Origin of the sequence: Daejeonella sp., assembly GCF_044232565.1 — a bacterium.
Lineage (GTDB): Bacteria > Bacteroidota > Bacteroidia > Sphingobacteriales > Sphingobacteriaceae > Daejeonella.
In genome coordinates this window covers 1-12548 of record NZ_JBIILQ010000062.1, presented here as the reverse complement: position 1 = coordinate 12548, position 12548 = coordinate 1, and the positions used below count along the sequence as shown (strand labels likewise).

The window sequence follows — 12548 nt, the reverse complement described above, 5'->3', positions numbered from 1 at the left end:
ATTATTGATTCTTATTTTGATTCAGCTTTTAAATAAAATTGGATAGTAGAATTAGATTCAGGCGATGTAATTAATTTCAAATATTATATTTGTTTATGCAAAAACCAGTAGTCACCGCACTTTTAGCCTATGGTATGTCGGGTAAGTTATTTCATGCCCCATTTGTACATGCACATCCTGGATTTGACTTTAAAGGTGTTTTAGAGCACAATACCAAAAAAGTTAATGCCGATTATCCAGCAATAAAAAGCTATGATAAGCTTGAAGAAATTTTGGATAATCCGGAAATAGAACTTGTTATTATTAATACACCAAGTAATACCCATGTAGATTACTCTCGAATGGCTTTATTGGCTGGAAAGGATATTTTAGTTGAAAAGCCCTTTGCTCCAACAGTAAAGGAGGCCAAAGAGATATTTGATTTGGGAAGAAAACTTGGGCGTAAGGTAATGGTTTATCAAAATAGACGTTTTTCAAGCGATTTTGCCGTTACAAGAGATACGATAAAAAGTGGAGTGTTAGGGGATATTATTGAAGTTCATTTGCGTTATGATCGTTATCGTGCCGCAATTGGTCCTAAAGTGTTTAAAGAAACTCCTTTGCCTGCTGCGGGAATTGTTTACGACCTTGCTGCTCATTTATTGGATCAAACCATTTGTATTTTCGGCAAACCATCAACTTTCCGAAAAACTACTGGAGTTTACAGAAAAAATTCGCAGGTTGATGATTATGGCCACATTCATCTGACTTATCCTAAGCAAGTTAATGTATTTATAAGCACCAGTTTACTGGTTGCAGAACCACAGCCCGGCATAATTATCCATGGAACAAAGGGTTCATTTGTTAAAACTTTTTGCGATAGGCAAGAAGATCAGTTAATTGCTGGAATGAAACCAGGAGACCCTGGTTTTGGCGAGGAGGAGGCTGGCAGAGAGGGTAGATTGACCTTAATGAGTGATCAGGGTGATAAATCGGTGGAATTAGTCCCTTCCATAAAAGGAAAATACATGGATCTTTTTGAAGCGATTTTTCAAACTATTCGAAATGGAATGGAATTTCCAATAAAAGAATTAGAGGTATTGGCTCAGATTGAGATATTGGAAAGCAAGCAAGGTTAATCCTTTTATCTTGTTTTAAATAGCTGAACTGATAGCTAAAACATTATATTGTTACAATCTTATAGTTCATGAATTAGGTAATGCAATGGCTTTTATTTAATTTTGAATTAATTAGATTATGAAAAGAATTAGAAAATCAATTAGCTTTTATCTGTCAGTATTCCTACTGATGGGTTTTTCGGCTATTTTTCTACCTTTAGATGTCTTTCATAATCACGCTCCTATTCCTCCAATTTCAAGTGCTGAAAAACTAAATTCTAGCACTAAGCAGGACTTAAATGTTCAAAATAAAGCTGATTATTGCTGGGTTTGTGCAGTTCACTTTGATAAAACATTCACTAAATCATCTTTCATTGAAAAAATTAGGCTTTCGCCTATCATGTCTGTATTTCTTAATAATGAAGTTACAGGATATGTTGTTGAATTACTTCTCACAAGTTTAAGGGGTCCCCCTTCAGAATAAATTTTTCTTTTTCTTTTTTTGTTTGCCATTTTATCTGTGGTAATCTTATTTATTTAATTTATTTTTTTAATAATCTTAAATCATAGAAATGAAATCTATTATTCTATATCTACTACTATTATTATCAGTTTCTAGCGCATCCGCTAAACTTGTTTCTCTAGAAGGAAAAGTAATTGATGGTCAAACAAATGAATCCTTACCCGGTGCACTTATTACTATTCCAGATTTAAAGGTTTCTGTTGTTACTAATGGTTCTGGACAGTTTGAATTTAAAAATATCCCCGAAAAGGGAAAATTTCTTGTTGAAATAAGATATATCGGTTATAGAACTCAAATTGAGACTATCGATTTTTCATTGAAAACGCCTCTTTTATTCAAGTTATTTCCCAGTATTATTGAAGCCAAAGAGATAGTCATTACTGGTACTGCATTCAGTTCAGATAATCGAAAGAACAGTACATCAGTATCTTCGCTTAATAAGGATCAATTAATTAATCGTCCCAGTTCAAATTTGATTGATGCCCTTGCAAAGATTCCAGGCGTTTCGCAAGTTACTACGGGTGCAGGTATTTCTAAACCAGTTATACGTGGATTAAGCTATAATCGTGTACTTACTTTAGTAGATGGTGTTAAGCAAGAGGGTCAGCAGTGGGGAGATGAACATGGAATGGAAGTGGATCAATATAGTGCTGAACGCGTTGAAATATTGCGTGGTGCAGCAAGTTTATTATATGGTTCTGACGCTCTTGGAGGCGTGATTAATGTGCTTGATGCATTGCCGTCTCCTGAAGGACAAATTAGGGGAGAATTATTAAGTAGCTATCAATCCAATAATGGACTAAGTGGAAGCTCAGCCATGCTTCAGGGTAATAGCAACGGATTTGTATGGCGTGCAAGAGGATCGGTAAAAAGTGCTTATAGCTATAATGCTCCAGGAGGTAGAATTGCCAATACTGGTTTTAATGAAACAAATTTTAGTGGGCAAGTCGGGCTTCATAAAAAGTGGGGTTATGCACATTTAAATCTTTCAAGTTTTAAAAATAATATCGGTTTGCCAGATTTTTCGAGAAATGCCGATGGTAAATTTGAAGATGAAGACGGAGAGGTATTAAGCGATAAACAGTTAAAAGATCGTACTTTATTTCTGCCTTTTCAAGATATTAGACACTACAAAGTTGCTTTGAACAGTCACCTTTTGTTTGAGAGTGGAAGATTAAGAACTACCTTGGCTTATCAAAATAACCAGAGACGAGAGCTAGAAGATGATCGTATCAACCCTTCCCTGTTTTTTGATTTAAAAACCTATAGCTCTGATTTTAAATATTATTTCAATGAAAATAATGGCTGGGAGCCGGTAATTGGGCTATCTGGCAGTTTACAAGATAATAAAAATAGGGCCGAAGAATTACTTATTCCGGATTATAACTCCAGTGAAGTGGGACTTTTTGCTTATGCTAAAAAATCATGGAACAGTAGTACTTTTAATGTAGGCGCACGTTTTGACAATCGTAGCATAACAGCAGAGGAAATGTCGGAGGATGGGAGCCCTAAATTTAATAATTTCACTAATAATTTTTCTAACCTTAGCGGGGCATTGGGTTTCACTAAAGAGTTTACAGATCATTTTAACTTTAAAGCCAATCTTGGGTCAGCTTTCCGTTCTCCCAATATTGCAGAATTAAGCTCTGATGGAGTTCATGAGGGAACATTCAGGTATGAAGTTGGAAATAATAACTTAAACCCCGAAAATAGTTATTATGGTGATTTTGCTTTCGAGTTCAATAACAATGTGCTTAGTGCAAGTATTGGAGCCTTTAATAATCATATCAATAACTATATCTACAATCGTCAATTGAATAATGAAAGTATAATAATTGACTCAGAAACACTTCCTGTTTATCGCTTTGTTCAAGATAATGCAAATCTTTCAGGAGTTGAACTTGGCTTTACCCTCCACCCAGCGGAGCTTATTCATTTTGAAAATAGTTTTTCGTATACCAAAGGAGTAAATCGTGCTACTAGTAAGGCACTTCCATTTATTCCTGCGGCAGTATTAAGAAACGAGATTAGATTAGAGCCGCAATTTAAAAATGGCTTAAAAGGCACGTATTTTTCTCTCGCTTTAGATAATGTTTTCAATCAAAAGAGAATAGATGTTTTTGAAACTGCAACTGAGGGTTATACACTTGTTAATTTAGCTATGGGGACTACCTTCAAGCTTAAAAATCAGCCCTTGAGATTAAATATTTCTGCCAATAACCTTTTTGATAAGGCTTACTACGATCATTTGAGCAGATTTAAACCAGGTCGTTTAGATGAGGGTGATGCAACCGCTGGATATTATAATCAAGGAAGAAATATTTCTGTAGGATTGTATTTACCCTTTGTATTTAAATAAAACCTAGATTAATAATTCCAATAAACAAATAAAAGCCCTTAGGGCTTTTATTTGTTTATAAAAATTAGAGTTGAAGGAACTCATGAAAAAATAAATGAATAACCTTAACTAACTCGTTTTTTATAGTTAATAAATACGCTTCTAAGCTGAAAAGGGAGGTTGAAAGAACATTATTTATGTCGTCTTATAAGTGTTGAATCCTCCAAATCCTTCAATAAAATACTTTTAAAGTCAATTAGTGATCGTATCTCTATTGGTTTAATTGTGTCAATTAGTAAATTCTTTAAATGAAATTCTTGTACTTTAATACCTTTTTGTACCCATTTTATTATTTTACATTTACATTCTCCATTTTCAACTGCATTTAATATTTCTATCAATTCACCTCCTTTCCCTAATTTTTTATATACCTCCCTGATTCCAATAATTTTATTTTTGTTGCCAACATCGAAGTTCCATGATGCAGAAATAGCATTTATGTAGGTCTTTTTTGAGTCTAAAAGCAATAAAGTATGTCTTGGCGAATTGGTTTCAATAGTTGGTGTTCTTAGTTTTAAATGAATTGAGACTACATTTGGTGATTCAAATTGTGCATATCCTGCATGATTGAAACTTGATCCATATCTGGTACAGATAAAATAGCCATTTTTTTCTTTAATTTCTGTTATGTTTAATACTACTAGGTTTTCTCTATCAACGTCATATGACCTTGCTTGGGGAGAACCTATATAATTTAACCAAATACCTTCCAATGCTTTTTTTTCACTTTGTGTGTACGAATATGGTTTTATATTATAATCAAATATTAATTCTTCATATGCCTCATTTTTTTTATGAAAAACCCAAATGATAGTTGAGATAAGTACTATTGTACATAAGACTAAAATTAGTGATTTTCTTATATTGAGTCTCTTGTTTTTTTGTATGGTTGATTTTATTCTAAATAGCTCAGACTTTAATTGCTGGTTCTCTTGAACTATTGTAAAACTATTTTTTTTCTCATTATGCTCTGTTTCAGCAATTAATTCAAGATCTGTTGGTGATTTTTCAAATGATAATCTACCTTGGCCATACAAATAAATATAACAACTGTCTATTATAAATTGTCTAGGGTTTGATACCGACCCCATTAATGCGTCTCTAATCTGCCCTCCAGTTATGTCGTATTTTCTAAATGAGTATTCCTTTTTACTATCGGTATCTATTTCATAGGGTATATGTCCATATTTCTCAGATGTGAACGGCAAGGCATTGCTAATACTACTTAGCATAATTGCAAATGGTTCGTAATTCTTTTTATTGGTGTTTTTATTTAGATGATTTTGGCTATCTATTTCGAATTTTTCAATCGATTTATTTAGCAGGTATATAATTTCCTCTTTACCTCTTTTAAGCATTTTATTATAATTATCTATTAATCAACAAGTTATAATTTCCGAAAAAAATATTTAATTCGGAAATCTAGACAATTTATCTGAATATCATTTCATTTAAAGAAAAAACTGTTTTGTTATATTTATTTCTTCTTCTTTGTTTTCGCTATTATTATTTCTCAAAAAAAAAATTTACAAAATGAAAAAAATTTCACTTGTATACTTGTTTTTAATCTTTGGTATTTCAGTAGGATTAAATGCACAAGATTTAATTGTTAATGGAAAAGTTTTTAACTCCCGAAATAAATTTCCTCTTGAAAATGTTACTGTCAAAATAGTAAATCAGAAGAAGGAAGTTATAACAAAAAAAGATGGTTCATTTACCATAACCGCTAGTAAGGGTCAGTCTCTTGTATTTACAAGTATTAATATGAAGTCCAAGTATATTAAGATTGAAAATTCCATCAGTGATTTAGAAGTTATGATGGATGAAAATGAAGTTAATCTTTCTGAAGTGGTGGTAATAGCCTATAGTACGGTTAAAAAATCCTCATTTACAGGTGCAGCTTCGACTATTAAAAACACTGTCATAGAAAACAGGCCTACTGCATCATTTCAAGAGAGTATACAAGGAAATATTGCAGGTGTTCAATCGTCAAATGGTTCAGGCAACCCTGGTGCAGTCCCAGACATTAGAATTAGAGGCGTTGGTTCTATAAATGCTTCATCGGCACCACTATACGTTATTGATGGGGTACCTGTTGTAACTAGCGATATTGCTGGAAGTGGTCAATCTAATCCACTTGCGGGAATCAATGCGAATGATATTCAAAATTTAACAGTTTTAAAGGATGCATCTGCAACTTCCTTATATGGTTCTAGAGCTGCAAATGGTGTTATATTAATAACAACTAAAAGGGGTGGAGCTGGTAAAGCCAAAATAAATTTCTCTATGCAACAAGGTTTTAATAACCCAACCCTTAAAGAAAATCAAAAACCATTAAATACCTCCGAATATATCCAATATTACAAAGAGGGTTGGATAAATTCTGGTGGTAACGCTAATAATTATGATTCTCTTTTATTGTCAAAGGGTGTTGATAAAAATATAAATACAGATTGGTTTGATTTAACTTTTAGACAAGGGCGTTATAATCAGTATAATTTAAACGTTAATGGTGGTTCAGATAAAACTACCTATTTTATATCAACTAACCTTTATAAAGCACAGGGATCGATTAAAACTGAAGATTTTGAGAAAGCAAGTTATAGAGTTAACGTTAACTCTCAGATAACAGATCGATGGACCGTCCGAGCGGGTATTAGTGGTAATTTCCAAAAGTCTTCTGATTTTTCAGAAAATAGAACTGCGGCTAATCCCGTGAGAAACTTTTACAGACTAGTGCCCTGGATTTCACCTTATTTAAGCGATGGAGTTACATGGAATATGGGCTTTAATACAGGATATAATCCTATTGCTGTTTTTGAGACTACAAAAAAACAGAATAAGATGTACAATGTAAGTGCTAATGGATATAGTGAATTTAAAATTCTTAAAGGCTTAACTTTTGAATCAACTTTTGGTGTTGATTTTAACCATGGTTTCCGATCTGTTATACAGGATCCAAGAGTTGGTAATACTTATATAGCACGTGGTGGTCAAATTGATGATTATTCAAATGATATTAGTAATGTGATTGCCACTAACATATTAAGATACAAGACTACATTCAAGGAAAAAAATAGTTTCGAAGTTTTTGTTGGCTATGAGGCCCAAGCTAGAAATGATAGAGATCTGTCTGTAGTAGTTAATAATATTACTCCAGGAATAATTACACCTGCTGGTGGTTCAGTAGTTAGGGAAGGTACCGGGTCCGGCACTGCAAATGCAATGGTTGGTAAATTTATTAATACAAATTATTCATTTGACGACCGTTATTTTATAACAGGTTCTGTTAGACAAGATGTTTCTTCAAAATTTGCGGTAAATTATCAATCTGCTATTTTTTGGTCAGTAGGTGGAGGATGGAATATCTCTAATGAAAAATTTTTTAAATCCAGTTGGATTGATGAACTGAGGGTTCGCGGTAGTTATGGATATACCGGAAATAATAGCGGATTTGGAAATTTTCAGTCCCAAGGCTTATATTCTTCAGGCTCTGATTATAACTCAAATTCAGGTATTACTTTATCACAATTGGCCAATAATAATCTAACATGGGAAAAAAACAATCCTTTTAATATAGGTATGGATTTTAATATTTTCAAAGGTAGATTTTCGGGCTCTGTAGATTGGTATAATCGAACAACTAGTAATCTTATTTTAGATCAACCTATCCCAAGCTTAAATGGTGTTACTACAATGACTGTAAATAGTGGTGCTATGAATAATAGAGGGGTTGAATTAGCGCTTTCTTCTGTCATTTTAGCTCCACAAAGCAAGGATGGTTTGAAATGGGTAATGGATTTAAATTACACACGAAATAGAAATAAAATCACTCAAATTGATTCTTTGTTTTCAAATAGTCCTGATTATTTCAGAAGGGTTGGGTATGATTATTACACTAGATTTTATCCAAGTTATGCTGGAGTAAATCCTTCAAATGGCGAGGCATTATGGCATTCCAATTCAGCGATGGATTCAACAACTAATAAATATAGCCCAGGTCTTCCTAAGTTTATTCAAGGTAGCGCTTCACCCAAATTTTATGGGGGTATTAACAATTCCTTCAATTACCGCAATTTTGGAATAAAGTTTCAAGTATATGTTTATTGGGGTAATACAATTTATGATGATTTGGGTGCTTTATATCGTTCCGATGCTAATACTGGCCTGATAGATTTAAGTAATGGTATCACAAAGGATGAGTTTTCGAAAAGATGGACTACTCCAGGACAAGTTACAGATGTACCCAAGCCAGTTTATTTAGGTACTCAATCTGGCGGCTCCTCGTTTGAAAGCTCGAGATTTTTATATGATGGAAGTTATATTCGCTTGAGAGACGTGTCTTTATCCTATACATTAAACACGGATGATATGGCAAAATCAAAACTGAAAATCAATAGCGCTAAATTTTATGTAATGGGTCAAAATCTATACACATTCCTAAAGGACAAAAGACTTTATACAGATCCTGAGGTAGGTGTTGATGGAAAACTTACTGGAAGGCCTCCAGTTTTTAGTACGCTAGTATTTGGCCTGGATATCAATTTTTAAATTTTAACCTAAATAATATTATAATGAAAAAGTTATTATTCTTAACATTTATACTTTTTTCAATAGGCTGTAGTAAGGATTTTACAGATTTAAAGCCACAACAAAATGTCTTTATTAATGATGTTTTTACTAGTTTACCAACTGCTAGATCATCGGTGAATGGGTTATATTCTCTAATTCAAGCACAAGGATATTATGGACGTGAGGTATTTGCAATCTCTGAAATGATTTCTGATAACATGACTAGAAGTGTTAAAGCTTCTCAGTTGGCCAATTTTAATTCTATGACTTTTACTTCAAACCAAGCAGAAATAGACAGGCTTTGGGATCAGTTATATAGAGTTATTGGTTCAGCTAATGCGGTAATTGCCAATGAAGAAAAAATTAAAAAATTGAGCACGACAATTACAGAAAAAGAGTGTCTTCAATTGGTTGGAGAAGCTTATGCCGTAAGAGCAATGGCCTATTTTGATTTGATTAAATTTTTCTCTAGGCCACTTAAACATACCGCAGATGGCTCTCATCTTGGGGTTCCTATTGTAACTAAATCAGTGACTACTATTGAAGATGTGGTATACCCTGAAAGAAATAAGGCGTCTGAAGTTTATAAGCAAATTGATGATGATATTGCTGAAGCAATAAAAAGATTACCAGTAAATGGGGATGTTTATATCAATGGGGTTGTTAATTCCAATTTTTTCAAAATTAGAATGAACCGTTGGTCAACACTTGCATTGAAAACAAGGGTAGCAATTTATAAGGAAGATTGGGAAACTGCAATTGCTGCATCAAATGAAGTGATTAATTCAGGAAAATACAGTTTATTTTCCTCAACTGGCATGTTTCAGGATTTCCAAACTATCGGAAACCAAGAATCTATTTTAGAAATCGCAAACAATACAGCTGACAATCCTGGAAATAATAGCTATGCTTATCTATGTAGTCAATCTGGTTATGGAGATGCACTCGCCACTAAACAAACTATGAATAGTAAAAGTACTGGCACTACCCTAAGCACTTTTAAGGGTTTATATGACATTTATTCTGCAACAGATATCCGAAGAAGGTTTGTCGAATTAGGAAATAGAAATGCTATTGGAGGTGAAAAAAATATGCCTTTATGTTTAAAATACCAAAACATATCTACATACTTAGAAAATATCAAAATCTTTAGATTTTCAGAAATGTATTTATCTAGAGGGGAAGCCAATGCGAGGTTAGCATTAAAAAACAACGATGCAGTAGCATTAACAGCATCACTAACAGATATCAATTTAATTAGAAAATCTAGAGATGCAGCGCCAACCACTAAACCATTCCTCGCTTCATTGGCTATTGTACCTCCAACCGGAAGTATCACAGCAAGAGCCTTTATAGATAGTATTGTAGTGGAAAGAAGAAAAGAATTTGCTTTAGAAGGGCAACGACTATTTGATTTAAATAGGACAAAAACGAATTTTGTTAAAATTAGAACAGCCGGTGGTACGAGTTCAGCTTTGGTCGATTATACTAGTTTGGCAAGTAGTTTTTACATCAGAACAATTCTTCCGATTCCCAATAATGCAGTGTTAAACAATAAAAAATTAATTCAAAACGAAGGTTATTAACCTTTTTTAATTAGACGTAATGTATAGATTAATATTTATTTTCCTCTTCCTGCTAATTAATAATCAAGGCTTTTCTCAAACTGAAATTAAGTTGTATGAAGGACTGCCTCCAGGAAATTTAAAAAATGAAAATAAAGAAGTTTATGTAAAAACTGCTCGGGGTCGATTGGATAGTGTTACTATTCCATCAATTACAGTATATAGGCCAGAAAAGCCTGATCCAAGTAGGGCAACCGTCATCATTTGTCCTGGAGGGGGATATCGTAATTTATCAATTTTTGATGCGGGTTACCAACTCGCCAGTGAATTAAATAAAGTTGGAATTACTGCTATCGTTCTAAAATATAGAACTCAAATTGATGGCTTTTATAAAGACTACTCAAAAATTCCTTTACAGGATTTTGACGCCGCATATGAGATAGTCAAAAATAATGCTTTGAATTGGGATATCGACCTGAATAAAATTGGAGTTATTGGCTTTTCGGCGGGTGGTCATTTAGCTGCGATGAGAACGGTTTATAATAATAACTTTAAACCTGCTTTTTCTATTTTGGTTTACCCAGCCATAAGTTTTATGGATGAATTAACATCTAAAAAAACAGTTACTAGAAAATATCTATTGGGTGACAATCCTAGCGAAGCTCAAAAAATTGAATACTCCAGCGAATTACACGTTTCTCCGGGAATTAATCCATGTTTGATTATTCACGCTCAAGACGATGGCGGTGTGTTGGTTCAGAACAGTTTAGAATTTTACAATTCTTTACTGAAACATAAAGTTAAAGCACAAATGCTTATTTATCAAGAAGGTGGTCATGGTTTTGCACTTCATAATAAAGTTCAAGATGATTATTGGTTACCAATGGCAATTAATTGGCTCCGATTTAATAAAATTCTAATCAATAAATAATCACAATGAAACATTTTAAGTTACTGTATGTACAGGTCTTAATTGGCTTAGTACTAGGGATAATTTTTGGCTTTATTTTTCCAAATTTTGCGGATACGGGAAAGCTAATGAGCGATATGTTTATCAATATGATAAAAATGATTATCGGTCCTATTATATTCATGACTATCGTTAATGGAATTGCTGGAGCTGGTGATTTAAACAAAGTTGGACGAGTTGGTGGTAAAGGATTTTTGTATTTTGAAATTGTAACTACAATAGGATTAATTCTTGGTTTGCTTGTGGGAATTATATTTAAACCCGGGGTAGGTTTGAATATTGAAGCTATTCCAAAATCGAATATCAATAATCTCATGTCTACTGCACAAGATATGAGTTGGAGTAGTTTTATATATAATATAGTGCCCTCAAATGTTTTTGAATCCTTTACCAAAGGCGATTTACTCCAAATTTTATTTTTTGCAATATTATTTAGTTTTGGATTGTCCAAACTAAATGAGAAAGGAAAGCCAATGGTAATGGCATTTGAAAAAATTAATGCTGTGCTTTTCAACATTATTCATATTGTTATGAAACTCAGCCCAATTGCAGCATTCGCAGGTATGACCTATACCATTGGTAAATTTGGTTTCGGGACACTTTTAGTTCTTGGGAAATTTATGATAGCGGTATATTTAACATCTTTCCTATTCATTGTGGTAATTTTAGGGTCAATTTCCAGATTTTATGGTTTTAGTTTATGGAAATTACTAGTTTACATGAAAGAGGAAATTTTAATTAGTTTAGGTTCTAGTAGTAGTGAGAGTGTTTTACCGAATGTTATGGAGAAGTTAGAAATAGCTGGTTGTGAAAAATCAGTTGTTGGTTTAATTGTTCCAACTGGTTATAGTTTCAATTTAGATGGCACTACAATTTATCTTAGTTTAGCCACCATATTTTTAGCTCAAATATTCAATATTAATTTAAGTTTACTTCAACAATTATCTATAATTGGCCTTTTAATGATTACTAGCAAAGGTGCAGCTGGTGTATCTGGAAGTGGGTTTATTGTACTTACATCAACATTAACAATTTTGAAAATAATACCTCTTGAAGGATTAGCCTTATTGGTAGGTATTGACAGAATAATGAGTCAATGCAGGTCAATCACTAATTTAATAGGCAATATTGCTGCAACAGTTATTATAGCTAAGAGTGAAAATGCGGTTGATGAATCTCGATTTAAAAAATTAGTAGGCTAAAAAATAAAGACACAAATCAAATTATTAAATGAAAGTTTTTAAAGTTGCTGTTATTTCTGGTGATGGCATTGGACCGGAGGTTGTAAATGAAGGCATTAAGATTTTAAAAAAAATTGCTGAACTAGATCCGAAGATTAGTTTTGAATTTGAATATTTTCCTTGGGGCTGTGAGTATTATCTTAAGCATGGCATGATGATGGATGCGGATGGCCTTGATAAAT

9 protein-coding genes are annotated in these 12548 nt (G+C 33.0%); 8 read left to right on the top strand and 1 reads right to left on the bottom strand.

The window, feature by feature from the left end; all coding sequences use genetic code 11:
- Positions 1 to 95 precede the first annotated feature (95 nt).
- The 3 genes from ACILQF_RS05315 to ACILQF_RS05305 all read left to right on the top strand — a co-directional run bounded on the left by ACILQF_RS05315 (position 96) and on the right by ACILQF_RS05305 (position 3979).
- Positions 96 to 1118, top strand: coding sequence for a Gfo/Idh/MocA family oxidoreductase (locus ACILQF_RS05315; RefSeq protein ID WP_395626376.1), 1023 nt, complete (start codon positions 96 to 98; stop codon positions 1116 to 1118).
- Positions 1119 to 1236: 118 nt separating this feature from the next.
- Positions 1237 to 1581, top strand: a complete 345-nt coding sequence (locus ACILQF_RS05310; protein WP_395626375.1) for a hypothetical protein — start codon at positions 1237 to 1239, stop codon at positions 1579 to 1581.
- Between the two features lie 88 nt (positions 1582 to 1669).
- On the top strand, positions 1670 to 3979 hold the full coding sequence (locus ACILQF_RS05305; protein WP_395626374.1) for a TonB-dependent receptor: 2310 nt from the start codon (positions 1670 to 1672) through the stop codon (positions 3977 to 3979).
- 170 nt (positions 3980 to 4149) lie between these two features.
- On the opposite strand, the gene ACILQF_RS05300 is transcribed toward ACILQF_RS05305, so the two are convergent.
- Positions 4150 to 5376: a hypothetical protein gene (locus ACILQF_RS05300; RefSeq protein WP_395626373.1), complete on the bottom strand. Its 1227-nt coding sequence runs from the start codon at positions 5374 to 5376 to the stop codon at positions 4150 to 4152.
- 175 nt (positions 5377 to 5551) lie between these two features.
- Here ACILQF_RS05300 and ACILQF_RS05295 point away from each other — a divergent pair, with 175 nt between their 5' ends.
- From ACILQF_RS05295 to ACILQF_RS05275, 5 genes are all read left to right on the top strand, one after another.
- On the top strand, positions 5552 to 8569 hold the full coding sequence (locus ACILQF_RS05295) for a SusC/RagA family TonB-linked outer membrane protein (protein ID WP_395626372.1): 3018 nt from the start codon (positions 5552 to 5554) through the stop codon (positions 8567 to 8569).
- A gap of 23 nt (positions 8570 to 8592) precedes the next feature.
- Positions 8593 to 10176, top strand: coding sequence for a RagB/SusD family nutrient uptake outer membrane protein (locus ACILQF_RS05290; protein ID WP_395626371.1), 1584 nt, complete (start codon positions 8593 to 8595; stop codon positions 10174 to 10176).
- A 19-nt stretch (positions 10177 to 10195) separates the two neighbouring features.
- Positions 10196 to 11086, top strand: a complete 891-nt coding sequence (locus ACILQF_RS05285; RefSeq protein ID WP_395626370.1) for an alpha/beta hydrolase — start codon at positions 10196 to 10198, stop codon at positions 11084 to 11086.
- A gap of 5 nt (positions 11087 to 11091) precedes the next feature.
- Entirely contained in the window at positions 11092 to 12327 is a 1236-nt protein-coding gene (gene dctA / locus ACILQF_RS05280; RefSeq protein ID WP_395626369.1) for a C4-dicarboxylate transporter DctA, read from the top strand.
- Between the two features lie 28 nt (positions 12328 to 12355).
- Positions 12356 to 12548 (top strand): isocitrate/isopropylmalate family dehydrogenase (locus tag ACILQF_RS05275; protein WP_395626368.1); only part of this gene is annotated, 193 nt, incomplete at its 3' end.